Source organism: Roseomonas sp. KE2513, from assembly GCF_016107305.1.
In the GTDB taxonomy this organism is placed as follows: Bacteria; Pseudomonadota; Alphaproteobacteria; order Acetobacterales; family Acetobacteraceae; genus Roseomonas.
In genome coordinates, this window is record NZ_RCVR01000007.1 from 84,054 (window position 1) to 108,713 (window position 24,660).

The following is a 24,660-nucleotide window of genomic DNA, read 5'->3' on the forward strand; positions in this document are numbered from 1 at the left end:
GCCGCTGAGGTGAGGAGGCCGTTTGCAGCACACGACCGACGCAGAGTCCGAGCCGGGGCTGCCGCCCTCCGCGGCGCCCCTTCCAGCAATTGAGGCGTCGCGACAGGCCGTGCCGCACGCTGCGCTGGAGGAGGCGCGCCGCCGGGTGCTGGAGGCCCTGGAGCGCGGGGCGCCGGTGGTCGCGCTGGTCGGCGCGGCCGGGACGGGCAAGACGCTGCTGCTCGGGCAGCTCGCGGAGATCCTGCGCGGCCGGCAGGACGGCGTCCTTCTGCTGCGCACCACCCATGATCTGCTGACCTATCGGGCAGAGGCGGGCGACGCCGCGCTGGCCGCGGCCACCGTGCTGCTCGACGAGGCTGACCGCATCGGCGACGACCAGCTCGCCCCGCTGCTCGGTGTCGGGCAGGCTGCCCATCTTCCTCCTCGGATCCTCGTCGGCCTGCCGCCCCTTCTGCGCCGGCTGGAGGCGCTGGGCCGGCCGGCCATGGCCGTGACGCTCAGCCCCGTGTCCCGCTCGGAACTGCCCGGTTTCATCGAGGCCCGCCTCGCCGCCGCCGGCTACCCGCCCGACCTCTTCGCGGCCGAGGCGGTGGAGGAGCTCGCCCGGCGCTCTGGCGGTGTGCCGCGGCTGGTTAACGTGCTGACGAAGGCCGCCGCCTTTGCCGCCTCGCTCGAAGGATCGCCGGAAGTCCTGGCCCGCCACGTGGTTGAGGCGACGCGCCACGCCGCGGGGATCGCGCCGGCCACCCGCGCTGCGCCCCCGCCTGCCCAGGCCGAGCCGCCTGCCCTGCGTCCCCCTCCGGCGGAGGGCGCCCCGCCCACTCGGCCGCATTTGGTGGATGCGGCGGCAGAGTGGATGGACGGTCTCCGCCCCCTCCCGCCCGCCGCGCCGCCCGTTGCGCAGCTGGTGCCCGCAGCCGCTCCGCCCTCGGCCGAGGCCCCGGCAAGCAGCCTCTTGCCCGAGGTGGCGGCTGATGCGATGTCCCCGCCGCCCGTTCCCCCGCCGCTCGATGCGGTGCGGGCGACGGCCGACGAGATCGCCATCCCTCCGCAGCCCGTCGCGCCGGCTCCCGGCAGGATCGAGCCCCCGGCGACCGCCGCGATGCCCCTTTCGGGAACCGACGCACCGCCTGCCCGGCCGGCGCCCCCGGTGGTGTCGGAACCGGTCCTCGCCGAGCCTGCGCCCGCCGTTTCCCCTGCCCGAAGGCGGCGGGGTGCCGGTTGGGTGCTCGCCGTCGTGGCCCTGCTGATCCTGGCCGGGGCGGCGGTGGCGGTGGAACGGTCGAAGCACGCTCAGCCGGGCAGCCCGCTGGCACGGTTGGCGCCGGCCCGCGCCTGGCTGGCGGAGAGGACCGACCTGGATCGCATCATGGCCGCCCTGCGCAGCGACAGCGGAAGCGCGCCGGCCGCGAGGACCACCCCGGCAGCAGTGGCTCCCGAGCCAGCAGCCGTGACGGCGCCGCCTGTACCTGTACCTGTACCTGTACCTGTGCCCGCGCCAGCGGTTGCGCCCGTGCCCGCGCCGGTCACAACGCCAGAGCCGGTCGCGACGCCCGAGCCGGTCACGACGCCGGAGCCGCCCGCGCTGCGGCCAGCCCTCTCCGAACCCCCGCCGGCCGCCAGCGCAGTGCCGGCGGCGCCCACTCCGGCGCCCGCCGAGCCCGTTCCTTCAACGCCGCCCCCGGCTCCGGCCCCTGTGGAGGGGAACGCGGCGCCCGCCGCCGAGCCTCCCGCGCCCACGGCCATTCCGCCGGTGCCGCCCGTGAACCAGGGGTTCCTCGCGCCTCCAGCGCCCCCAGTCCCTGCCGAGGCGCCGGTCGTGGCTGAAGCGGCGGGTGGGCCGCCGGCGCGGGTGATCGTCCACTTTCTCTCCGCCACCCCGCAGGGGAGGTCGGAGCGGCTCCTGGCCGGGTTGACCGCGCGCTATCCAGACCTTCAGGTCCGCCGAGGCGGAAGGGGGCCGAGCTTCGCCGCGGTGCGCCACTTCCTCCCCGCGGATGCGGGCAGCGCGGCGACGGTCGCTGCCCTTCTCGCCTCCTCCGGCGTCGAGGCGCGGGTGCAGGACTTCTCCTCCTACCGCCCGCGGCCCCGGCCGGGCACGATCGAGGTCTGGCTGCCCTGAAGGCGGGGCGTGGCGCCCGTGCAACGCCGCGCCCCGCCGGACCTTCCTTCCACGGTCAGTGCCAGGAGGTCCCATGCCAGCCGATGATCCAGCCCGGGCGCAGCGCCACCTTTTGGAGGCGCCCGGCCTTCGCGCCACCATCCTTACACTCGGCGGCGTTATCGAGCGGCTGGAGGTGCCGGACCGCGAGGGGCGCTTCGCGAATGTCGCGCTCGGCCTGCCCGCGCCCGCCGACTACGCGGCGCAGGGGCCCTATTTCGGCGCCCTCATCGGCCGCTATGCCAACCGCATCGCGCGGGGGCGCTTCACGCTGGATGGGCGCGAGCACCGCCTCGCCACCAATAACGGGCCGAACAGCCTGCATGGCGGGGCGCGCGGCTTCGACAAGCGGATCTGGGATGTCACCGCCGCCGATCCCCGCCGGCTGGACCTCTCCCTGGTCAGCCCGGATGGGGAGGAGGGCTATCCGGGCACGCTTACCGTGCGCGTCTCCTACACGCTGGAGGGAACGGACACGCTGCGCATCGACTACACCGCGGAGACGGACGCGCCGACGGTCATGAACCTGACCAACCACAGCTACTGGAACTTGGCGGGAGAGGGGTCGGGCACGGCCCTCAGTCACGAGCTGGAGATCGCCGCGGACGGCTTCACCCCGGTGGACGAGACGGTGATCCCCACGGGCGAGATCCTGCCGGTGGAGGGCACGCCTTTCGATTTCCGCACCCCCACGCCGATCGGTGCCCGCATCCGCGCCGACCACCCGCAACTCCGAATCGGGCAGGGCTACGACCACAACTGGGTGCTGCGCGGCGCGCCCGGCGCCGGGGTGCGGCCCGCCGCGCGACTGCGCGACCCCGGAAGCGGGCGGGTGCTGGAGGTGCTGACGGACCAGCCGGGCCTGCAGTTCTACAGCGGGAACCTGCTGGACGGTACGCTGGCGGGACCCAGCGGGCGCCTATACAGGAGCGGCGACGGCGTGGCGCTGGAGACCCAGCACTTCCCGGATAGTCCGAACCGGCTGGCCTTCCCCTCCACCGTGCTGCGGCCCGGGGCGGTGTTCCGCTCAACGACGCAACTGCGCTTCGGCACTGGCTGATGGGAGACAAAATTCTTTGCGAACTCGCTTGAAACGGTTCCGTTAAGACCCACACGTGATTTGCATTTGTTGATGAAATCCGCCCCCTGCTCCCCACCTCACCGCGTCCGGCAGAAGAGGAGGCCTCCGCACCCGTGACCCGCTCCTTCGAGACTGTGCCGCCTGTCGATCCGAATCGCGCTTCTACGGGGATTGCGGGCCTGGACGACATCCTCGGCGGGGGACTGACGCGGGACCGTCTCTACCTCGTGGAGGGAACGCCGGGGACGGGGAAAACCACGCTCTCGCTGCAGTTCCTGCTGGAGGGTGCGGCGAAGGGGGAGGCGGGGCTCTACATCACCCTCTCGGAGACCGCCGAAGAGCTGCGCGCGGTGGCCGAGGCGCATGGCTGGTCGCTGGACGGCCTTTCCCTCTTCGAGCTGGCCGGCGACCTCGGCCTCGACCCGGAGAGCGAGCAGACGGTGCTGCACCCCTCCGAGGTGGAGTTGGGCGAGACGACGCGGGAGGTGATGCAGCGGGTGGAGGACCTGCACCCCACCCGCGTGGTGTTCGACAGCCTTTCCGAGATGCGGCTGCTGGCGCAGAGCCCGCTGCGCTATCGCCGGCAGATCCTGGCGCTGAAGGGCTTCTTCTCCAGCCGCCGCTGCACGGTGCTCATGCTGGACGACCGCACGGCCGATCCCACGGACCTGCAGCTGCACAGCATCGCCCACGGCGTGATCTCGCTCGAGCAGGTGCCCCGCAACTACGGCGCGGAGCGGCGGCGGCTGCGCGTCGCTAAGATGCGCGGCATCAAGTTCCGCGGCGGCTTCCACGACTTCGTACTCGACACCGGGGGGCTGACCGTCTTCCCGCGGCTGATCGCGGCCGAGCACCACGACAGCTTCGCGTCCGCCCCTACCTCGAGCGGCAACGCCGACCTCGACGCCTTGCTCGGTGGCGGGCTGGTGCCCGGCACCAACATTCTTCTCAGCGGCCCCTCCGGTGCGGGCAAGTCCACGACGGCAACGCACTGCGTGATGGCTGCCCTCGAACGTGGGGAGCGCGCGACCTACTACCTTTTCGACGAGGGCCTGGGCACCTTCCTGTCCCGCAGCGCGGCACTGGGGATGGACCTTCACCCTCATGTCGAAGCGGGGCGGCTGACGCTCCGCCAGATCGACCCGGCCGAGCTCTCCCCCGGCGAGTTCGCCTGCCGCGTGCGCGCCGCGGTGGAGGGAGGATGCAGCTTCATCGTCATCGACAGCCTCAACGCCTACATGCAGTCGATGCCCGGGGAGAACTACCTTCTCCTGCAGATGCACGAACTGCTGAGTTATCTCGGCCAGCGCGGGGTCAAGACGATGCTCGTCCTCGGCTATCATGGGCTGGTGGGAGACGTGCGCGCCGATATCGACCTCAGCTATCTCAGCGACAGCATCCTCTTCTTTCGCTTCTTCGAAGCGGCGGGGCAGGTGCGGACCGCGATTTCCGTCGTGAAGACGCGCAGCAACGCGCATGAGCGGACGATCCGGGAGCTGAAGCTGAGCGCCGGCGGGCTGCAGGTCGGCGAGGCGCTGACGGATTTCGAGGGCGTGCTGACGGGCCTGCCCTCCTACAAGGGTGGGGTCTCCATGCTGAAGGACCGGCTGCCCCGGGTGGACGGAGCCTGATCGCCCATGGCCGAGCGCATACTCGTTCTGGCGCCGCGAGGGCGGGACGGCCGGGTCATCGAAGGGGTGATGCAGCGCGCCGGCATCACCGTCCAGCTCTGCAACGACCTTCCGGACCTGCATGAACGCCTGCAGGGCAAGGTGGGAAGCGCGTTGGTGACGGAGGAGGCACTCGTCGGGCCCGCGCTCGAGCCGCTGCTCGCGCTCTGCGAGGCCCAGCCCTCTTGGTCGGACATCCCCTTCATCGTTCTCGCGACACGCCAGATCGGGCGTCGTTCCGATGCCGCGACCCGCGTGCTGGAGCGCCTCGGCAACGTCGTGCTGCTGGAGCGGCCGGTGAACGCGGAGACGCTGGCGAGCGCCGCGCGAGCCTGCCTTCGGGTGCGGCGCCGCCAGTACGAGACGCGAGACCTCCTGCAGGAGCGCGAGCGGCGCGAGCGCGAGCTCAGCCTGCTGAATGAGACGCTGGAGCAGCGCGTGAGCGAGCGTGCCCAGGAATTGGAGAAGACGCGGGTCGCCCTTGAGTTCGCGCTTGATTCCGCGGGCATGGGATCCTGGGATCTCGACCTCGTCGCAGATACCTCCCGCCGGACGCCGCAGCACGACCGCATCTTCGGCTACGCGACGATGCTGCCCGCCTGGGGCCGCGCAACCTTCCTGGAGCACGTGCTCGAGGAGGAGCGCGAGGAGGCCGCCGCAGCCTTCGCGCGCGCGGCCGAGACGGGCGCTCTGGACGTCGAGTGCCGCATCCGCCGGCCCGACGGCGCCGTGCGCTGGATCACCGCCAAGGGCCGCGCCGGCTACGACGCGGCGGGACGTGCGGTGCGCATGGCCGGCGTGGTCATGGATACCACCGACCGCCGCGTGACCGAGGATGCGCTGCACCAGGCGCAGAAGATGGAGGCGATCGGGCAGCTGACGGGCGGTGTTGCCCACGACTTCAACAACCTGCTGACCGTTATCGTCGGCGGGCTGGACATGGTGCTGCGGCGCCCGGAGCAGACCGAGCGCGTGACCCGCCTGGCGACGGCCGCGATGACCGCCGCACGGCGCGGGGAACAGCTGACGCAGCAGCTCCTCGCCTTCTCCCGCCGGCAGATGCTGCGGCCGCAAACACTCAACCCGAACCGGCTGTTGCTGGAGTTCGCGGGTCTCGCCCGGCGGGCTGTGGGCGAGGCGGTGACGCTGCGCTTCGACCTCGACCCCGCGGTCGACCCCATCCGCGTCGACCCCGCGCAATTCGAGTCGGCTGTGCTCAACCTCGTGGTGAACGCGCGGGACGCGATGCCCGAGGGGGGCGAGGTGACGGTGTCGAGCCGCAACGTGCACCGGGACACGCGCGCCACCAACGAGCGCGGCATCGCGCCCGGCGCCTATGTCATGGTTACGGTGACGGATACCGGCACCGGCATCGAAGCGCCGACTCTGCTGCGCGCCTTCGAGCCCTTCTTCACGACGAAGGAGGTGGGTAAGGGATCGGGTCTCGGGCTGAGCCAGGTCTACGGCTTCGCCCGGAGCGCCGGCGGCGATGTGGCGATCGATTCCGAGGTCGGCCACGGCACGAGCGTGCGGCTTTACTTCCCACCCTCCTTCGACGCGCCGGCCGAGGAGCCGGCAACGGCGCCGGGCAAGGTGCCGCTGCGCCCGGCGGCGAGCGGGGAGACGGTGCTTCTGGTGGAGGACGACGAGCAGGTGCTCGCCATGGCCGTCGAGAGCCTGGAGGAGCTGCGCTATAACGTGATCATTGCCCACAACGCGCGTGAGGCGCTGGAGCACATCCACGGACCGGCGCGGATCGACATCATGTTCTCGGACGTGGTGATGCCGGGCGGCATGAACGGCGCGCAGTTGGCGGTGGAAGCGCGTCGGCTGCGGCCTGAGCTGAAGGTGCTCCTCACGTCCGGCTATGTGGGGGAGCCGCTGACGAGCAAGCCGATCGCGGACGACATGGACGTGCTGAACAAGCCCTATCGGCGTGACGAGCTGGCGCAAAAGCTGCGCGTGGTGCTGGGTCGCGGGTGAGGCCGAGTTCCTCCCGCGCGGTGCGGCGGGCTGGAAAACCGGTGGCTCCGCTACGATCTGGTGGCGTAGCGCGCGTTCAGCGCGTGCCGATCCGTGAGAGGCGCCTGAGGCATTCGGGGCAAGTGACGGCCTCGGCCGGCGGTTCCGCCCAATAGGATCCCGCGCCGGGCTCATCGGCGCAGAGGGACATGCGGCAGTTCGGTGTCACGGCATGGAAGACGGCGGCCCGCCCTCGCGTCGGACGGCCAGCTTTCTGGAGCGCGACGAAGGTGCGGCCGGCGACGGTGATGGCTGTCTGTTGCATGGCGCGCCTTGGATGGCGATCCATTCGCCCGAGGTCAATCGTTTGCAAGGAATGGTTTCGATTGCGGATTCGTGCCGGTTTCAACTCGCGGTGCCGAATGCGAGGGCTGGCGACAGAAGGATAAGACGATGAGGTTTTGGAGGGTGGTTCTTCTCTGCGCGTCGATGGCCTTCACGGCGGTCGAGGCACCCGCGGTGGCGGCGGAAGGCGGAAAGGATTCGCGGCATGCGAGTGTTGGTGTGGGTTACCGCGCGCATCCGGTTGTACGCTCGGTCGGGCAGTGGCACGCGCATCAGGCACGGGCGCAGGAGCGGCGGCCCGCGATCCGCCGTGGTCACGCTGCCGTGACCCAGCGCGGCCGTGCCTCCATCTATGCCTCCAGCCTTGCGGGGCGGCGGATGGCCGATGGCGGGCGCTTCGATCCCCGTTCGGATTCCGTGGCCAGCCGGACGCTGCCGCTGGGTGCCCGGGCACGCGTGACGAACCTGCGGAACGGTCGCAGCGCAGTCGTGCATGTGCGGGACCGCGGTCCGCACGTGCGGCATCGCATTCTGGACGTCAGCCCCGGCGTCGCCACGCGGCTCGGTATGGGGCGTACCGGCACCGCGCCGGTGGCAGTCACGCCACTGCCGGGCCCCTCCACACGGGCAGAGGCGGGGACGCTTCCCCGCCGCTGAACCGCTAAGCCGCCGGCAGCGCGCGCCGCGCCATCTCCACCGCCCCGTCACGCGAGCGTGCGGCGCCGACGAAGCGACGCACATGAACGAAGACCGCGTCCGCGACGCCCGAGCGCTCGGCCAGTTCCGTGTCCTGAAGGCCCGCCCATTCCTCCGGCAGCGGCTGGCGCTGGGCGAAGGAGCCGGGCTCGGGCGGCATGGTGTCGAGCATCCAGTTGCCGTTGGAGGCAGGGCTGACCGCGAAGAGCACGGGCAGGTCGTGCGCGAAGACGGCGCCTTTCCAGGGCATGCCGCGCTCGAGCACGAGGATGCGCGGGTCCTCCCCGGCCTGATGCGCGGCCAGCACGCGCGCATCGGCCGCGTGGCGCGCGCGCAGCCCTTCCACACGGCGGCGCAGGACGCCCTCCATGAAGGCGGTCGCCTCCAGGAAGGCGGCATCGCCGGCGGTGGGGCCTTCCGAGGCGGGGTCGTCCCAGGACGGGTTGAACTCGCCGACCAGCGAGGCGAGGCTCAGCGTGTCGTCCACCAGGGGACCGGTCATGGAGACGCCGTTGTCCACCTCGTCGATGCGGCGCACGAGCTTGCGGTCCAGCTCCGCCGCGATGGCGGGGGCGAAGCGCGCGCTGTCCGAGACCTCCAGCAGCCGAGCCACCGCGTGTTCCCCATAGACCTGCCAGACAAGGCCGGCGGAGGAGAAGGGCGTGCCGTCCTCGCGCGTCGGAGCGCCGCGCTGGTGGTGGTCGAAGCGCTGGCGCGCGGCGTCGAAGGTGGTGCCGACGTCCCAGACGATGTCGGCGGCCGCGATCGGCTCCGGCTTGCGCGTCCGCACCAGCCGGTGGTCCTCGCCCGGCGTCCGCAGCGCGAGGGCGAGGCGCAGCACGGCGTAAGCGAAGACCTCGTCGCAGTGGAACTTGCCGCTATGCGTGACCAGAAGGGGCATCCCGCCGGCCGCTTCCAGGGCGCTCATGCCGCCACCAGGCCGCGGCCACGCAATAGTGCGGCGGTGCTCGGCTCCCGCCCGCGGAAGGCGATGTAGAGCTCCATCGGATCGCGCGCGTCGCCGGCGCTCAGCAGGGTGCGCAAGCGGGCAGCCGTCGCGGGGTCGAAGGGATCCCCGGCCTCGGTGAAGGCGTCGAAGCCGTCGGCGTCCAACACCTCCGCCCACATGTAGGAGTAGTAGCCCGCCGCGTAGCCGCTGCCGGCGAAGAGGTGCTGGAAATGCGCGGGGCGGTGGCGAAAGCCGATCTCGGGGGGCATGCCGATCTCCGCAAGGAATTCCGCTTCGAAGCGGTCGGTGTCGATGGATGCCGGATCGGGATGGCTGTGCAGCGCCATGTCGATGAGGGCTGAGGAGGTATACTCCACCGTCGCGAAGCCCTGGTTGAAGTTGCGCGCCGAGAGCAGCCGCTCGCTCAACGCCTCCGGAAGCGGCTCGCCCGTGCGGTGGTGCAGGGCGTAGTGCCGCAGTGTCTCCGGCAGCGCCATCCAGTGCTCGTAGATCTGCGACGGCAACTCCACGAAGTCGCGCCGCACGGAGGTGCCGGACTGCGCGGGGTAGCGCACCCTGCTCAGCAGCCCGTGCAGCGCGTGGCCGAACTCGTGAAACAGCGTCTCCGCGTCGTCGAAGCTCAGCAGCACCGGCTCAGACTTCGCAAAGTTGTTGTTGTTGACGATGACGGGGGAGACGGGCGCGTCGAGATCTTCCTGGTCGCGGTAGCTGCTCATCCAGGCGCCGGAGCGCTTGCCCGGCCGCGCGTAGGGATCGGCCAGGAACACGCCGACATGCCCGTCCGCGTCCCGCACCTCGTAAGCGCGGACGTCGGGGTGGTAGAGCGGCACGTCGTCCCGCGGCGTGAAGGTGACGCCGAAGAGGCGGGTCGCGGTGTCGAAGGCGGCCCTCTGGATGTTGTCGAAGACGAAGAAAGGCTTCAGCTCCGCCTCGTCCAGCGCGTAGTCGGCCAGGCGGACGCGCTCGGCGAGGAAGCGCCAGTCCCAGGGGGCGATCTCACCCTCGAAGCCCTCCTGGCGGGCGAGGGCGAGCAGGCGGTCGCGTTCGGCGGCAGCCTTCTTCTTGGCGGGTTCCCAGACCTCAGCCAGCAAGCCCTGCACGGCGGTCGCGCTGCCGGCCATGGTGTCGGCGAGGCGGAAGGCGGCGTAGGTCTCGTAGCCGAGCAGCCTTGCCCGCTCCGCCCGCAGCGCCAGGATCTCGGGGATCAGGGGGCGGTTGTCGTGCTCGCCGGGATGGGTGCCGCGCGCGATCCAGGCCTTGTAGGCGCGCTCCCGCAGGTCCCGCCGGGCGGAGAAGGTGAGGAAGGGCTCGATGAGGGAGCGCGAGAGCGTCACGGCGTAGCCGGGGATGCCGCGCTCGGTGGCGACCGCGGCCATGCCGTCGCGGAGGAAGGCGGGCAGGCCCTCGAGGTCGCCCTCCTCGAGCGCCATGTGCCACTCGTTCTCGTCGTGCAGCACGTTCTGGCCGAACTGGGTGTGCAGCACGGCCAGGCGCTCGGAGATCGCGGTCATGCGCGCCTTTGCCGCCTCGTCCAGCGCCGCGCCGCTGCGAATGAAGCCGAGATAGGTGCGCTCCAGCAGCCGGCGCTGGTCCTCTTTCAGGTTCAGCTCCTCGCGGCGCTCGTGCAGGGTGCGCACCAGGGCGAAGACCTGCGGGTCGAGCGCCACGCGCATGCCGTGCTGGGCCAGCCGGGGCGACATCTCCCGATCCAGCGCTTCCAGATCGGCGCCGCCGAAGCTGTAGACGAGGTTGGAGAAGACGAGGCTCACCCGCGCCAGTGCCCGGCCGCTGCGCTCCAGTGCCTCTATCGTGTTGGCAAAGCCGGCCGCGGCGGGATCGGTGCCGATGGCCGCGATCTCCTCCAGGTTCTCTGCAATGGCAGCCTCGAAGGCGGGGGCGAAGTGCTCCGGCCTGATCCGGTCGAAGGGCGGCAGGCCGAAAGGGGTGTCCCAGGCCGACAGGAGGGGATTGGTCTCGCTCATGCCGCTATAGGTGGCGATGTGCCCCACGGGTCAAGCCGTGGCGGTCATTCCATCGGGCGGCGGGCCGGAGGAGCCGCGCTGCACCAAACCGGAGGCGAGGACCAGCGTGCCCGCCTCCGCACCCTGGTGGATACGCTCCAGCAGCAGCCGCGCGGCCTCGCGGCCCATCCTCTCGTGCGGGATGCGAATGGTGGTCAAGGGCGGCTCGATGAGATCCACCATCGGCATGTCGTTGTGGCCGGTGACGGAAATATCCGCGGGGATGCGAAGGCCAGCCCGGTGGCAGGCATCATAGGCGCCGAGCGCCAGCAGGTCGTTCGCGCAGGCCAGCGCCGTGACGCCGGGGCAGCGCGTGAGGAGGAGGGTGGCGGCCGCCTCTCCCTCGGCGCGGCCATAGGCCGTGGCGGCCTCTACCCAGCCCGGGGGGATGTCCAGGCCTGCGGCGGCCATGGCGCGCTCGAAGCCCTCCCGCCGTAGCAGGCCGGTGGAGAGGGGAGCGGGGCCGCCGACATGGGCGATGCGGCGATGGCCGAGGCCCACGAGATGCTCGACCGCGAGCGCCATGCCGCCGCGGTCGTCCGAGACCACGGCGGGCACGCCCTCGCCGCCGCTGCGGTTGACGAGCACCGTGGGCAGGCCGCGCAGGCGGCAGGCGGCGAGCGCGGGGTCATCGCGCAGCGACACGGTGGCGAGCAGGAGGCCGTCCACGCGGCGGGCAGCCAGCTCGGCCACGAACTCGGCCGCGCGCTCGGGATCGTCACCGGGATCGGCGACGAGAAGAGCGTGGCCGTCCGCCGAGAGGGCGGCCGCGGCGGCGGCGAGGATGGGCGCGAAGACGGGGTTGGCGATGCCCGGCACCAGCGCACCGACAAGGCGCGAGCGCCCGGTACGAAGCGACATCGCCGCCGCGTCCGGCCGGTAGCCGAGGCGCGCGGCGGCCTCCTGCACGCGCTCCGCAACGGGGGCCGCGACGAGGTGCCGGGTCGCGGAATTGAGCGCGCGGGAGGCCGTGGAGGGGTGCACGCCCGCCTCCTCCGCGACCTGGCGGAGATTGATCGAACGAGGGATGGGTGTCGTCATTGTCACCAAGATAGCGATTGCGGAGCCGCTGTGAGGGGCTATACAATCGATTGCAGAGGAAATGGGAGGGCAATCCGTGATCATCAACGGCGAAGCCATGGTCACGCCGGCGGTGCTCGAGGCGATGGCCGGCACGAAGGACGCGCGCCTGCACGAGGTGACTACCGCGCTGGTTCGCCACCTGCACGCCTTCATCCGCGAGGTGAAGCCGACCGAGCAGGAATGGGAGTACGGCGTGGAGTTCCTCGGCCGGATTGGCCAGGCGAATAGCGCGGTGCACAACGAAGGCGTGCTCTTCTCGGACGCGGTCGGCGTCTCGACCCTCGTCTGCCTGCTGAACAACGGGGCGAACGGGTCCACCGAGACGGCCGCGGCGTTGCTCGGACCCTTTTGGCGCGACAACTCGCCGGCCGTTCCGGATGGCGGCAGCATCGTGCGCGGGCCGACGCCGGGGCCGAAGCTTTTCGCCACCTGCCAGGTGCTCTCGGGTGGGGCGCCCGTGGCGGATGCCCGGGTGGATGTGTGGCATTCCTCGCCGGAGGGGGTCTACGAGAACCAGGACCCGAACATGGCCGACATGAACCTGCGCGGCCAATTCAGGACCGATGCGGAGGGGCGGTTCCGCTTCACCTCCGTCAAGCCCGCGGGTTACCCGGTGCCGACGGACGGGCCGACAGGCGACCTGCTGCGCGCCCAGGGCCGCCACCCCTTTCGCCCGGCGCACCTGCACTTCCTCATCCACAAGCCCGGCCTCAAGACACTGATCACCCAGGTTTTCGTGGACGACGACGAGCACCTGGAGAGCGACGTGGTCTTCGGCGTGACCCTGGCTCTGGTCGGTGGCTACAAGAAGGGCGAGGGGCCGGCGCCGGACGGGAGCGAGGGAGAGTGGTGGTCGCTCGACTATACCTTCCACATGGAGCCGGGTGACTCCCGCCTGCCGGTGCCGCCGATCCAATGAGCACTCTCAACGGGAAGATTGCGGTCATCCTCGGTGGCTCCGGGGGGATCGGCGCGGCGACGGCCAGGGTGCTGGCCGAGGCCGGCGCCTCCGTGATCGTCAGCTATCGCGGGCAGGAGGCAGCGGCGCGCGCGCTGGTCACCTCTTTGCCGGGAAGTGGGCATGACGCCCGCCCGGCCTCGATGGAGGACCGGGCCTCGATCGAGGCGCTGGCGGCGGATGTGGCCCGCAGCCACGGCCGCTGCGACGTGCTGGTGAACAGCGCGGGCTTCACGCGGGCCATCGCCCATACCGACCTGGATGCGCTGGACGACGAGTTCCTCGATTCCATGTGGCGCGTGAACTGGCGCGGCCCGCTCTCCGCCGTGCGGGCCTTCCGCCCGCTGCTGGAGGAGTCGGAGGGGCTGGTCGTGAACATCTCCTCCATCGGGGGGCTGAACGGATCGGGCTCCAACCTCGCCTACGCCGCGGTGAAGGCAGCAACGGACAGCCTGACGAAGTCGCTCGCCCGGGCGCTCGCGCCGAAGGTGCGGGTGATGTCCGTCTCCCCCGGCGTGGTGGAGACGGGCTTCGTGCCAGGGCGGGGGCCGGAGGCGAACGCGAAGATCGCGCCCTCCATTCCGCTGAAGCGCGTCGCGCAGCCGGAGGACGTGGCGAATGCCGTCCTCGCCTGCGCGACGCTTCTCACCTATTCCACGGGATCGCTGATCCTCGTCGACGGAGGGCGTGCGCTTTGAGATCCATGCGCGACGAGGTCTTCATCACCTGCGCGGTGACGGGCAACCTGACCACGCGGGAGCAGCATCCGGAGCTGCCGGTGACGCCGGAGGAGATCGCCAACGCCGCCCTCGCCGCGGCGGAGGAGGGGGCGGCCGTCGTCCACCTGCACGTGCGCGACCCCGCGACGGGCAAGCCGAGCATGGAGCTGGAATACTACAAGGACGTGGTCGCGCGCATTCGCGGCCGCAACAAGGACCTCATCATCAATCTCACCACCGGCCCCGGTGGCCGTTTCGTGGTGGGTGAGGAAGATCCGAAGATCGCCGGTCCCGGCACGACGCTGACCACGCCGGAGATCCGCACGGCGCATATCACCGCGCTGCGTCCGGATATCGCGACGCTCGACCTGAACACGATGAACTCGGGGCGCGAGGTGGTAATCAACACGCCCCGCAACGTGCGCCGCATGGCGGCTTTCCTGCGGGAAGCCGGGGCGGTGCCGGAGATCGAGCTGTTCGATTCCGGCGATATCGCCCTCATGCGCGACATGCTGGCCGATGGCAGCCTGGCGGCGCCGGCGCTCACCTCCTTCGTCATGGGCGTGAAGTACGGCTTCCAGCCCTCGCCCGAGACGGTGATCTACGCGCGCAACCTTCTGCCGGCGGACGCGCAGTTCACCGCCATCGGCATCGGGCGCAGCGCCTTCCCGATGGTCGCGCAATCGATCATCGCCGGCGGCCACGCGCGCGTCGGGCTGGAGGACGCGACGATGATCGCGCGCGGCGTTCTCGCCCCCTCCAACGCCGCCATGGTCGAGAAGGCTCGGCGAATGGTGGAGGATCTCGGACCGCGCGTCGTCGGGCCTGCCCGCGCGCGCGAAATCATCGGCCTTTCCTGAGGGATTCACGAGACGTGTCAGCTTCCCTCAAGCCCGGGCGCCGCAGCGGCCCGGGGCTGCGTATCGAGACCAAGGCCGCAGGGCCAAAGGACCTCGGCCTTTCACATGCCGAGGTTTCGCCCGAGTTGCCGCCCGGCTGGTGCCTCGTCGAGGTCGCGGCGGCCGGGGTCAATCCTTCCGACGTGAAGGCTCTCCTGGGCGTCATGCCCAAGGCGGTCTTCCCGCGCACGCCCGGCCGCGATTTCGCGGGGCGCGTGGTGGAGGGGCCGGCGGAGTTGATCGGCCTTGAGGTCTGGGGTTCGGGCGGCGATGTCGGCATCTCGCGGGACGGCAGCCATGCCAGCCTGCTTGCCCTGCCGCCTGACGCGGTCTTCGCCAAGCCGAAGAATCTATCCATGCAGCAGGCGGCGGCGATCGGTGTGCCCTTCGTCACCGCCGAGGTCGGCTTCCGCGAGGCGGGCGGCGTGAAAGCGGGGCAGGTGGTGCTCGTGCTCGGCGCCAATGGCCGCGTCGGGCAGGCGGCCTGCCGCATCGCGCACGCGGCGGGCGCGCGGGTCTTCGCGGGCGTGCGGCGGCCCGGCATCGCGGTCGAGGGTGCCGAGGCGGTCTTCGACAGCGAGACGGGCGACGTGGCCGCGGCCGTGCGCGAGGCTACGAAGGGCCATGGCGCCGATCTCGTCTTCAACTGCGTCGGCTCGCCCTGGTTCGCGGCGGGCAATGCGGCGATGGCGCATGGAGCGACGCAGATCTTCATCGCGACGCTCGACCGCGCCGTCCCCTTCGACATCTTCCTCTTCTATCGCGGGCAGCACCGCTATGTCGGTGTGGACACGCTCGCGCTCTCGGCCGCCGAGACGGGCGCCGTGCTGGAAGCGCTGCGGCCGGGCTTCGAGTCAGGCGCGCTGACGCCCTACGAGATCGAACCGGACTTCGTCTTCCCGCTCTCCCGCGCCGAGGAGGCATATCGCATCGTGCTCGGCGGTGCGCCGCAGCGCGTGCTGCTGGAGATGGGCGCGTGAACGTCACCCGGCTGGCCGATGCCCCCGCCTACCAGGCGCCCGGGCATTTCGACATGCGCATGCTCCGCCTGCAGGGCCGCGAGGCCGGGCCGGCGGAGAGCCTCTGGCTCGGTCTCTCCTGGCTGCTGCCGGGCGGGCACACCACGCTCGACGCTTCGCCGGTGGAGAAGCACTACGTGGTGGTAGAGGGCGAGTTGACGATCATTGCGGAGCGCGATGGCGTGAAGGAGGAGGCGACGCTCGGCCGCCTTGATTCCTGTCGTATCGCGCCGGGTGAGGGGCGGCAGCTTGAGAACCGGACGAACCGGCCAGCGGCCGTGGTCTTGGCCATGCCTTTCGCGCCGCCTGCCTGAACGAGCAGGTCTGAAGGAGGAAGAAGAATGAACGTCCGATCCATCCTCACCCGACTGTCGGGTGGCCTTGCGGCGGTCCTGCTGCTCCTACCGGGAGCCCAGGCGCAGGGGCGCTTTCCCGATCGCACCATCACCATCATCGTGCCTTTCGCGGCCGGCGGCCCGACCGACGTGGTGGCGCGCCAGCTCGGCGAGGCGATGGGGCGCGACCTCGGTGTCTCCGTCGTAGCCGAGAACGTGACGGGCGCGGGTGGCACGATCGGCGGGCAGCGCGTCGCGCAGTCCCGGCCGGACGGCTACACGCTGCTGCTCGGCAATATCGGTGTCGCGACGGCACCCACCCTCTACCGCAACCTGCCCTATGACGTGCTGAAGTCCTTCGACACGGTTGGCCTCATCACGCCCGTGCCGATGACGCTGGTCGCCCGCCCGAACATCCCGGCGGCGAACCTGCCGGAGCTCGTCGCTTGGCTGAAGCGGCCGGGAGCAGAGGTGAATATCGGGCATGCAGGCCTCGGCTCCGCCAGCCATCTCTGCGCAACGCTGCTGCGCTCACTGCTCCAGACACCGATGACGCCGATCGCCTTCCGCGGCACGGCACCGATCATGACGGAGCTGATGGCGGGCCGCCTGGACCTGACCTGCGACCAGACGACCAATACGGTGCCCTATATCCAGGACAACCGCGTCCGCGCCTTCGCCGCCACCACCGAGCAGCGCCTGCCCGCCCTGCCCAACCTGCCCACCGCCGCCGAGGGCGGGCTGCCCGGGCTGACGGTGACGGTGTGGCACGGCTTCTACGTCGCTGCCGGCACGCCGCGCCCGATCATCGACCGCCTTTCCCAGGCACTGCGCGCCGCGCTGGCGGACGACAAGGTGGTAACCCGCTTCGCGGAGCTGGCGACGACGCCGGAGCCCGCCGAGCGCGCGACGCCCGAGGCGCACCGCGCGCTTCTTGAAGCCGAGGTCGCCCGCTGGCGCCCGATCATCCAGTCCGCCGGCGAATACGCGGACTGAGTTAATAGCCTTTTCAAGGCGCCGCGGGCCGCGCCCGCCCGCGGCGCTTACCAACAAAGGGCGCAGGAGAACGCGTCCATGACCCCGTCCCGCCGTGCGCTGCTGGGCGCCGTGCCCGCTGCCGGCCTCGTCGCCAGCCTTCCCGCCGCTGCCCAAGGCAACGCGCCTGCCCTTGATCCCGCCCGGCCGGTGCTCATCCGCGGTGCCGTCGTCGTCACGATGGATCCCTCGGTGCCCGATCTGCCGGCCGGCGACATCCTCGTGCGGGATGGCGCCATTGCCGCCGTCGGGCGCGACCTGCCGCAGCCCGAGGGCGCGCAGGTGGTGGATGGCGTGGGGCGGATCGCCATCCCCGGTCTCGTGAACGCCCATATTCATCTAGGCCAGGCGCTGCAGCGCGGCATGTCCGGCGACCAGACGCTCGCGCAGTATTTCGGCACGGTGGTCGCAAAGCGATCCTCCCGCCTCACGGCGGACGACCTGCGCGCGGCGGATTATGCGGGATGCCTCGAGCTTCTCTCGGCCGGCGTGACCACGGTGCTGGACTGGAGCCGTGAGACGACCAGTTCCGCGCACGCGGACGCCGCGCTGGACGCCTTTGAGAAATCTGGCATCCGCGCCGTCTTCGCCTACGGGCTGGCGGGGTCAGGCGCTGGCAGCACCACCAGCGCGAACAGCCCCGAGGCGGTTTCCGCCGATATCCGCCGCCTGCGCGCGGGCCGCATGGCCTCACCTGGCCGGGTGCGGCTGGCGCTGGCCATGCGCGGACCGGACTTCTCCTCGCTGGAGGAGACGGAGAGCGACCTTCGTCTCGCGCGCGACCTCGACCTTCTGGTGCAGTTCCACGCGGGTGCCCCGGTCTATGCCGAGCGCAAGCGGCGCAGCATCGCCGCGCTGCACGAGAAGGGATTGCTGAACTCACGCATCAGCCTCGCCCATGCCAACGACCTGGACGAGGACGAGTACAAGATGCTGGCGGATGCCGGCGGCAGCACCGTCTCCACGCCGGAGGTGGAGATGCAGATGGGGCACGGCTTCCCCGCCGCCCCGCGCATGCAGCGAGCAGGCGGCGCGGTGGGCATCGGCAGCGATATCTCGGCTGGGGTGGGGGGTGATGTCTTCACCCAGACGCGGATCGCGCTCGCGGCCGCGCGGGGCTTGGCCAATGCCGAGGCAATCCGTGCCGGGGCGCCGCTCCGGGCTGTCGCCTTCACCACGCGGCAGGCGCTGGGCTGGGCAACGCTCGGCGGGGCACGTGCGGCTGGGTTGGGCGACGTCACGGGCAGCCTGACGCCTGGCAAGCGCGCCGATATCGTTCTGCTGCGGGCGGACACGGTCGGCACCTCGCCCGTGCTCGACCCTATCTCCTCCGCCCTCCTGCAGTGCGGGGCAGGGGCCGTTGATCTCGTGATGGTGGACGGGCGCATCCTGAAGCGCGACGGGCGCCTGCTGCACGCCGACGCCGAGGCGGCCGCGGCGAATGCGCGCAGCCGCGCCGCCGGCCTGGAGGCCCGCGCCGCGGGCTGAGAGAGGTGGCCGGGGGCTGCTCCCCGGCCCCTAGTTCACGCGGCCGAGCAGCCCGCGCGCGATCACCTGGGCCTGGATCTCCGCCGCGCCTTCGAAGATCGACAGGATGCGGGCGTCGCAGAGTACCCGGCTGATCGGGTACTCGATGGCGTATCCGTTGCCGCCATGGATCTGCAGCGCCGCGTCCGCGTTCGACCAGGCGACGCGCGCGGCCAGCAGCTTCGCCATGCCGGCCTCCACGTCGCAGCGGCGGCCGGCGTCCTTCTGGCGGGCGGCGAAGTAAGAGAGCTGGCGCGCCATCATCGTTTCCGCCGCCATCCAGGCGAGCTTCGCGTGCACGCGCGGGAAGGCGAGAATGGGCTTGCCGAACTGGGCGCGGCTGCTGGCGTAGGCGGTGCCGAGCTCGAGCGCGTTCTGCGCGACGCCGAGCGCGCGGGCGGCGGTCTGGATGCGCGCGCTCTCGAAGGTCTCCATGAGCTGCTTGAAGCCCTGGCCCTCCACGCCGCCGAGCAGGGCGGAGGCGGGAACCTCGAAGCCGTCGAAGCCGATCTCGTACTCCCGCATGCCGCGATAGCCGAGGACGTGGATTTCGGCGCCGCTCATGCCGGGGGCGGGGAAGGGGTCTTCCTCCATGCCGCGCGGCTTCTCGGCCAGCAACATGGACAGGCCCTTGTAGCCCGAGCCCGGCGCGCCCGTGCGGACGAGAAGCGTCATCAAGTCGGAGCGGGAGCCATGGGTGATCCAGGTCTTTGCGCCGTGGATGCGGTAGGTGTCGCCCTCGCGCACCGCGCGCGTGCGGAGGCTGCCGAGATCGGAGCCGGTGTCAGGCTCGGTGAAGACGGCGGTCGGCAGGATTTCGCCGGAGGCAATGAGGGGCAGCCAGCGCGCCTTCTGCTCCTCTGTGCCGCCGAGGCGGATCAGCTCCGCCGCGATCTCGGAGCGCGTGCCGAGGGATCCGACGCCCAGATAGGCGCCGCTCAGCGCCTCCGAAACAAGGCACATGGCGACCTTGCCGAGGCCGAGCCCGCCGAATTCCTCTGGCACGGTCAGGCCGAAGACGCCCATCTCCGCGAGCTTGCGCACGACAGGCATGGGGATAAGCGCGTTCCCCTGATGCCACTCCTGCGCATGAGGAGCGATCTCGGCGGCGGCGAAGCGGAGGAACTCGCCGCGCGTCGCCTCCAGCAACTCGTCCTCCAGCGCGAGCGCGCCGAAGCGGCCCTCGGAGACGGCGGTGGCGAGGGAGAGGCGCGCGGCGTCGAGGGCGGCGGGATCGGAGAGGGCCATCAGGCTGGGCCGGAGGGCTTCCAGCCGCGGCTCCGGCACGCCCATGTCGTGCGGGCGGACGATCTCGGCCTGACTCATCGGGATTCCGCCCACGAGTTGCGCGCCGTACTCCGCGAAGCCGAGGCGGAGGATAGCCGCCTCCACCTCACCGAAGGCGCCAACGGCCTCCAGCCGTCGTGCCCAGGCGAGGGACTGGCGCAGCGCCTCGACATAGGTGGCCTGCCAGGCAAGGCCGTGGGCGGCGAACTGCGCGGCTTCCAACCGGGCGGGATCGGCCCGGCCTTCAGGGGCAAGGGTGGCGCCCAGCGCGGCGCGGGTGGCCTCGTGCAGCCGTTCGGCCGCTTCCAGCAGGGCGGCGCAGCCCTCCACCAGGGCGGGGGCGGGATGGTCCAGCATGGGGCGTCTCCTCGGCTTGCCCATCATGTGGGGGCGGGTGTCGTGCCCGCATCGTGGCGCCGGTTCACCCTGACGGTCGAGAGGCGGGGCCGCCCTGCCTGGAGGGCCCCGCAACCGGGCCGGTGAGCAGGCGGATGCGTACAGGACCAAGTTGTCGCAAAATTCTTGCCATCAGCAGTGATTTACTGACTCTGGCAGCCAAGTGGAGGGGAACGGAACGATGCGCGGGGAAGGTTTCGAGAGTTGCGTCGCCGCCGTTCGGCGCTTCAGCCGCTTCTACACGCGGCGCATCGGCCTCCTGCACGAAGGACTGCTCAGGGGGCCGCTTTCTCTTGCCGAGGGCCGGCTCGTCTACGAATTGGCCCAGCGCGAGACCTGCACCGCGCGGGATCTCGGCGTGAAGCTCGACCTCGACTCCGGCTATCTTAGCCGCCTGCTGCGCGGGCTGGAGGAGCGCGGCCTGATCGGCCGCCGCCCTGCCGAGAGGGACGGCCGCCAGCTTCTGCTCTCCTTGACCACCACGGGCCGGGAGGCCTTCGCCGCCATCGACGCGCGCTCGCGCGACGAGATCGGCGCCCTGCTTGACCGTCTCTCGCTGGCGGAACGGCGCCAACTCGCCTCCGCGCTCGCCGAGGCCGAGCGTTTGCTCAGCGGCACGCCCCCGGAGCCCGCCCGCGCGGCGCCGTACCTCCTGCGCCCGCCACGCCCAGGCGACATGGGCTGGATCGTGCATCGGCAGGCGGTGATCTACACCGAGGAATACGGTTGGGACGCGACCTTCGAAGCCCTGGTGGCTGAAATCGTCGCGACGTTCATCCGGGAGTTCGACCCCCGGCGTGAACGCTGCTGGCTGGCGGAGCGCGATGGGGTCGTCGTCGGCTCGGTCTTCCTGGTCCGAGCCTCGGAGGAGGTCGCCAAGCTGCGCCTCCTCTATGTCGAGCCCTCGGCGCGCGGCCTTGGCATGGGGCGGCGGCTGGTAGAGGAATGCATCCGCTCGGCGCGCGAACTTGGATACCGGCGGCTGACGCTTTGGACGAACGACATCCTCGTCTCGGCGCGGCGCATCTACCTTGCCGCCGGCTTCCGCCTCTCTGCGGAGGAGCGGCACCACAGCTTTGGGAAGGATCTAGTGGGGCAGAACTGGGAGTTGGACCTGTGAGGCCGCGCGGCCGGCGCCGGTCCCCTAGGTATCCCGCTCCCAGTTGCCGATGATGCGCTCGCGGTTCTCCGTCGCCTCGTCGGCGAGCGCGGAGGTAAGGGCGCCGACCGCCATTAGCGCTGCGACCAGGGGGCGGCGTGCTCTCGCGAGCCCGGTCATGTGGCACCTGCCCGGGCGGGCCGCTCGATCTGCTCCTGCAGGGCACCAACGCCGCCTCGCAGGAAGTCGGCCAGATTTTGGCGGAGCGTCGGTAGGGCCTGCTCCGCATAGGTGTCGCTCATCCCGCCGATATGCGGCGTGATGATGAGGTTCGGCGTGTCCCAGAGCGGGCTGCTCTCCGGCAGAGGCTCCTGTGCGAAGACGTCGAGCGCGGCGCCCGCGATGGTGCCGGCCCGCAGCGCCGTGGCCAGCGCCTCCTCGTCCACCACATTGCCGCGGGCGAGGTTCACCAGCCAGGAATCCGGCCGCATCGAGGCGAGCAGCTTCGCGTCGATGATGTTGTGCGTCTCGGGCGTGTAGGGGGTCAGCAGGATGAGAAAGTCGGCGAGCGCGGCGGCCTCGGCCAGTCGTGCGCGCGGCATCATCTTGTCGAAGCCCGGGGGCGGTTCGCTCCGGCTGCTGATGCCGATCACGCGCATGCCAAAGGCCTTGCAGCGCGGCGCCAGCTCCTCGCTGATGGAACCGACCCCGAGAATGACGGCGGTGCGGCCGACGAGCAGCTTCTGCGGCCAGCGTTCCCAGCGGCGCCTCTCCTGATTGCGCAGCACGGCCGGGAAGTTCCGCGCCAGCAGCATCATGTTGAGTATGGCCATCTCGGACATTTGCGGGCCGTGGATGCCGCGCACGCGCGTGATGGCGACCTCGGGCGGGAGTTCCGGCATGATGAGCAGGTTGTCCACGCCCGTGGTCATGGCCTGCACCCATTGCAGCCGCGGCAGCGCGCGCACGGTGGCGGCGGTGACGGCGGGCGCCATGGCGACAAGCAGCTGCGACTCCGCCGCTTGCCCTGTGATGCCGGCATTGTCCTTCGCCAGGTGCAGGCGCAACCCGGGAAACTCCTGCGCGAGATGCTCCCGGTAGTACTCGGCGTCCTTGCCGAAGAAGAGGATGTCGGAGACGGCCATGGCTCAGCCGATCTCGGTGACGATCTCGGGGAATTCGTGCAGCCGCCCCGTCGGCCCCTCCGGCCCGATGAGGTAGTTGTCGCAGACCCAGGACATGATGCCGTTGTGGTTGTATGTGGGGTGGACGACGATGTTCGTGTCCGCCTGAATCGGGAAGGGCTCGTCATGGCGGATGAGCGGGCGCTCCACCATGTCGTAGCCCTGGCCGTGGCAGTAAAGGCGGTTCTCGGGCGGGCGGCCGTTCCGCACCATGAAGGCGTTGAACTCCTCCCAGATCTGGCGGCTTGGCATGCCGGGCTTGAGGAGGTCGAGCGTGAACTTGCGGGCTTCCAGCGTGAAGGCGAACTCGTCCTTCATCTGCTGGGAGACCTTGCCCAGGACACAGCTGCGGCCCAGCTCCGTGTACATGCCGCCCGGGCCGCTGTTCTCCACGAGGAGAACAAACTGGTCACCCTCGCGCAGCATCCGGTTGCCGAAATGCCACTGGCCGAAGTGGAAGGGCGTGCCGGCGGGGGCGGAGGCGCAGAGATAGATGCCCTGCTCGCTGCCATAGGCGTGGCTGTACTGCTGGGCCACGGCGGCCACCTCGCGGTCGCGCATGCCCGGCTTGATGGCAGCGAAAGCGGCGCGCATGGCGCCGTCCTGCATCCGCGCGGCGTCGCGGATCAGTCCTTTCTCCTCGTCGCTTTTGATGACCTTGATCCGGTCCACGAGGTCCGAGGCGTCGACGAAGCGGGCCTGCGGGTAGGTGGCACGGATATGGTCCGTGACGGCCGCAGACATCTGGTAGGTGCCGACAAGGCCGATGGTCGCGCGCGCATAGGGCGCGAGGCCCGTGGCCGCGAGTTCCGCGTCATAGGGCGCGGTGTAGAAGCAGGAGGAGTAGCTGGGGGTCGTCAGCGCCCGCTTCACGCCGCGCAGCACGCCGTTGCTGCCGCCCGCCGGTTCCTCCACCAGACCGAAGGGCCCCTGGCGGACGATCGTCATCAGGTCGTCGCGCGGGAAGATGACCGTCACGGGGTAGCCATTGGTGGCCGGCAGGTCCGTGAAGTACTTCACGTAGCCGCCCATGTGGTCGCTGTTGTTCTGCATCAGCAGGACGTCGATGCCCGCCGCTTCCATCGCAGCGCGCACGGCCGCCCAGCGCCGCTCGAGCTCGGCGGTCGAGATCGGCCGCTGGATCCTCTGGTCCTGGTCGGACATGGTCACCCCTTCACACGCAATGTTCCGCCGCGATCTTCCGCAGCGCTATCGTTCGAGCGAGATCCCGGCTTGCCGCGCGACGGCGATCCAGAACTCGGCATTCGCCTTCACCGCGGCGCGGAAGGCCTCCGGGTCCTTGCCGTCCGGCTCCACCGAGTTCAGCGCGAGCCGCTGCTGGACGTCCGGCGTGGCCGCGGCGCGCCGCACCTCGTCGTAGAGGCGGCGGTGGATCTCCTCGGGCACGCCGGCCGGCGCGAAGAGGCCGATCCAGTATTCCACCACGAAATCCGGGAAGCCTGCCTCCACCATGGTCGGCACGTCCGGATAGGCGGCCATCCGATGCGCGGATGTGACCGCCAGGAGGCGCACGCGGCCGCCCTCGATTGCCGCGCGCGCGGGCCCGGGATCGCTGAGAGCCAGGGCCACGTCGCCCGCGGAAAGGGCGGTCACGCCCTCGGTGCTGCTGCGATAGATGATGTTCTCGAGCGTGACCCCCGCGCGCTGCGCGAAATAGGCGCCGAGGAGCTGAAAGCCCGTGCCGCCGGTGCCGTAATTCGCCCGTCCCGGATTCGCCTTTAACCATGCGACGAGGTCCGCCACCGTGCGGTGCGGGCTGTCGCCCTTGACCAGCAGCATCCCGGGAAAGGCACCGAGGACAGCGATGGGCGTCATATCGGACTGCAGGTCGTAGGCCGGCCTGGTTGCGCCCTTCTCGGACAGGACGGGGCCGCTGGCGTGGACGAGCAGCGTATAGCCGTCGGGGCGGGAGCGGATGACCGACTCGGTGCCGATCACCGCGCTGGCGCCGGGCCGGTTGTCCACCACGAAGGGCTGGCCCAGCGCCTCCGCCAGCTTCTGGCCGTAGATGCGTGCCAGGATGTCGTTGCCGCCACCGGCCGCGTAGGGCACGACGATCCGCACGGGGCGGTCGGGATAGCCGCCGGACGTTGCGCGGCCCTGCGCGAGGGCGGGCAGCCCGCTCGCCGTGCCGGCCGCCGCGATGCTGGTCAACAGGGCGCGTCGCGTCGCCATCGAACCCCTCCCGATGC

Annotated in this window: 22 protein-coding genes; 13 read left to right on the forward strand and 9 right to left on the reverse strand. The window is 70.9% G+C overall.

What is annotated here, in order from left to right; translation table 11 throughout:
* The first annotated feature begins 22 nt into the window (after positions 1 to 22).
* The 4 genes from D9599_RS09250 (at position 23) to D9599_RS09265 (ending at position 6,895) form a co-directional block, all read left to right on the forward strand.
* Positions 23 to 2,122: a hypothetical protein gene (locus D9599_RS09250; RefSeq protein WP_198380942.1), complete on the forward strand. Its 2,100-nt coding sequence runs from the start codon at positions 23 to 25 to the stop codon at positions 2,120 to 2,122.
* Positions 2,123 to 2,195: 73 nt separating this feature from the next.
* Positions 2,196 to 3,221 carry an aldose epimerase family protein gene (locus D9599_RS09255; RefSeq protein WP_198380943.1) on the forward strand — a complete coding sequence of 342 codons (1,026 nt, stop codon included), beginning with the start codon at positions 2,196 to 2,198 and terminating at the stop codon, positions 3,219 to 3,221.
* 134 nt (positions 3,222 to 3,355) lie between these two features.
* Positions 3,356 to 4,873 carry an ATPase domain-containing protein gene (locus D9599_RS09260; RefSeq protein ID WP_309228588.1) on the forward strand — a complete coding sequence of 506 codons (1,518 nt, stop codon included), beginning with the start codon at positions 3,356 to 3,358 and terminating at the stop codon, positions 4,871 to 4,873.
* A gap of 6 nt (positions 4,874 to 4,879) precedes the next feature.
* Positions 4,880 to 6,895 (forward strand): PAS domain-containing hybrid sensor histidine kinase/response regulator, encoded by a 2,016-nt coding sequence (locus D9599_RS09265; protein ID WP_198380944.1) that lies wholly within the window; start codon positions 4,880 to 4,882, stop codon positions 6,893 to 6,895.
* 76 nt (positions 6,896 to 6,971) lie between these two features.
* Here the strand turns inward: D9599_RS09265 and D9599_RS09270 are convergent, their stop codons facing one another.
* Complete coding sequence (locus D9599_RS09270) at positions 6,972 to 7,199, reverse strand: hypothetical protein (RefSeq protein WP_198380945.1); 228 nt, start codon at positions 7,197 to 7,199, stop codon at positions 6,972 to 6,974.
* A gap of 128 nt (positions 7,200 to 7,327) precedes the next feature.
* Here D9599_RS09270 and D9599_RS09275 point away from each other — a divergent pair, with 128 nt between their 5' ends.
* Positions 7,328 to 7,876, forward strand: coding sequence for a septal ring lytic transglycosylase RlpA family protein (locus D9599_RS09275; protein ID WP_198380946.1), 549 nt, complete (start codon positions 7,328 to 7,330; stop codon positions 7,874 to 7,876).
* Between the two features lie 4 nt (positions 7,877 to 7,880).
* Here the strand turns inward: D9599_RS09275 and D9599_RS09280 are convergent, their stop codons facing one another.
* Genes D9599_RS09280 through D9599_RS09290 form a run of 3 tightly spaced genes read right to left on the reverse strand, consistent with a single transcriptional unit; the run spans position 7,881 to position 11,947 of the window.
* A complete protein-coding gene (locus D9599_RS09280; RefSeq protein WP_232480313.1) occupies positions 7,881 to 8,843 on the reverse strand; it encodes an MYG1 family protein in 963 nt (320 codons plus the stop codon).
* Positions 8,840 to 10,894: a M3 family metallopeptidase gene (locus D9599_RS09285; protein ID WP_309228589.1), complete on the reverse strand. Its 2,055-nt coding sequence runs from the start codon at positions 10,892 to 10,894 to the stop codon at positions 8,840 to 8,842. The genes D9599_RS09280 and D9599_RS09285 overlap by 4 nt, the downstream gene beginning before the upstream one ends.
* 3 nt (positions 10,895 to 10,897) lie before the next feature.
* Entirely contained in the window at positions 10,898 to 11,947 is a 1,050-nt protein-coding gene (locus D9599_RS09290) for a LacI family DNA-binding transcriptional regulator (protein WP_198380947.1), read from the reverse strand.
* A 76-nt stretch (positions 11,948 to 12,023) separates the two neighbouring features.
* Here D9599_RS09290 and D9599_RS09295 point away from each other — a divergent pair, with 76 nt between their 5' ends.
* The 7 genes from D9599_RS09295 to D9599_RS09325 all read left to right on the forward strand — a co-directional run bounded on the left by D9599_RS09295 (position 12,024) and on the right by D9599_RS09325 (position 18,442).
* Positions 12,024 to 12,908, forward strand: a complete 885-nt coding sequence (locus D9599_RS09295) for a dioxygenase (protein ID WP_198380948.1) — start codon at positions 12,024 to 12,026, stop codon at positions 12,906 to 12,908.
* Positions 12,905 to 13,645, forward strand: coding sequence for an SDR family NAD(P)-dependent oxidoreductase (locus tag D9599_RS09300; RefSeq protein ID WP_198380949.1), 741 nt, complete (start codon positions 12,905 to 12,907; stop codon positions 13,643 to 13,645). Before D9599_RS09295 ends, D9599_RS09300 begins: the two co-directional genes overlap by 4 nt.
* A gap of 5 nt (positions 13,646 to 13,650) precedes the next feature.
* The gene (locus D9599_RS09305) at positions 13,651 to 14,526 is read left to right on the forward strand and encodes a 3-keto-5-aminohexanoate cleavage protein (protein WP_232480328.1); all 876 of its coding nucleotides are present in this window, start codon (positions 13,651 to 13,653) and stop codon (positions 14,524 to 14,526) included.
* Positions 14,527 to 14,540: 14 nt separating this feature from the next.
* Positions 14,541 to 15,545: a zinc-binding alcohol dehydrogenase family protein gene (locus D9599_RS32260; protein WP_198380951.1), complete on the forward strand. Its 1,005-nt coding sequence runs from the start codon at positions 14,541 to 14,543 to the stop codon at positions 15,543 to 15,545.
* The gene (locus D9599_RS09315) at positions 15,542 to 15,898 is read left to right on the forward strand and encodes a cupin domain-containing protein (protein ID WP_198380952.1); all 357 of its coding nucleotides are present in this window, start codon (positions 15,542 to 15,544) and stop codon (positions 15,896 to 15,898) included. The genes D9599_RS32260 and D9599_RS09315 overlap by 4 nt, the downstream gene beginning before the upstream one ends.
* A 27-nt stretch (positions 15,899 to 15,925) precedes the next feature.
* Positions 15,926 to 16,915, forward strand: coding sequence for a tripartite tricarboxylate transporter substrate-binding protein (locus D9599_RS09320; protein ID WP_198380953.1), 990 nt, complete (start codon positions 15,926 to 15,928; stop codon positions 16,913 to 16,915).
* Between the two features lie 78 nt (positions 16,916 to 16,993).
* The gene (locus D9599_RS09325) at positions 16,994 to 18,442 is read left to right on the forward strand and encodes an amidohydrolase family protein (protein ID WP_198380954.1); all 1,449 of its coding nucleotides are present in this window, start codon (positions 16,994 to 16,996) and stop codon (positions 18,440 to 18,442) included.
* A gap of 30 nt (positions 18,443 to 18,472) precedes the next feature.
* Here the strand turns inward: D9599_RS09325 and D9599_RS09330 are convergent, their stop codons facing one another.
* Positions 18,473 to 20,125 carry an acyl-CoA dehydrogenase family protein gene (locus tag D9599_RS09330; protein WP_198380955.1) on the reverse strand — a complete coding sequence of 551 codons (1,653 nt, stop codon included), beginning with the start codon at positions 20,123 to 20,125 and terminating at the stop codon, positions 18,473 to 18,475.
* A 220-nt stretch (positions 20,126 to 20,345) separates the two neighbouring features.
* On the opposite strand from D9599_RS09330, the gene D9599_RS09335 reads away from it, so the two are divergent.
* Entirely contained in the window at positions 20,346 to 21,284 is a 939-nt protein-coding gene (locus tag D9599_RS09335; RefSeq protein WP_198380956.1) for a bifunctional helix-turn-helix transcriptional regulator/GNAT family N-acetyltransferase, read from the forward strand.
* 24 nt (positions 21,285 to 21,308) lie between these two features.
* Here D9599_RS09335 and D9599_RS31920 read toward each other — a convergent pair whose 3' ends face one another.
* Genes D9599_RS31920 through D9599_RS09350 form a run of 4 tightly spaced genes read right to left on the reverse strand, consistent with a single transcriptional unit; the run spans position 21,309 to position 24,643 of the window.
* On the reverse strand, positions 21,309 to 21,443 hold the full coding sequence (locus D9599_RS31920; protein ID WP_255531551.1) for a hypothetical protein: 135 nt from the start codon (positions 21,441 to 21,443) through the stop codon (positions 21,309 to 21,311).
* On the reverse strand, positions 21,440 to 22,408 hold the full coding sequence (locus D9599_RS09340) for a D-2-hydroxyacid dehydrogenase (protein ID WP_198380957.1): 969 nt from the start codon (positions 22,406 to 22,408) through the stop codon (positions 21,440 to 21,442). The genes D9599_RS31920 and D9599_RS09340 overlap by 4 nt, the downstream gene beginning before the upstream one ends.
* A 3-nt stretch (positions 22,409 to 22,411) precedes the next feature.
* The gene (locus D9599_RS09345; RefSeq protein WP_198380958.1) at positions 22,412 to 23,611 is read right to left on the reverse strand and encodes a Xaa-Pro peptidase family protein; all 1,200 of its coding nucleotides are present in this window, start codon (positions 23,609 to 23,611) and stop codon (positions 22,412 to 22,414) included.
* Between the two features lie 45 nt (positions 23,612 to 23,656).
* A complete protein-coding gene (locus D9599_RS09350; protein WP_198380959.1) occupies positions 23,657 to 24,643 on the reverse strand; it encodes a tripartite tricarboxylate transporter substrate binding protein in 987 nt (328 codons plus the stop codon).
* Positions 24,644 to 24,660: the final 17 nt, after the last annotated feature.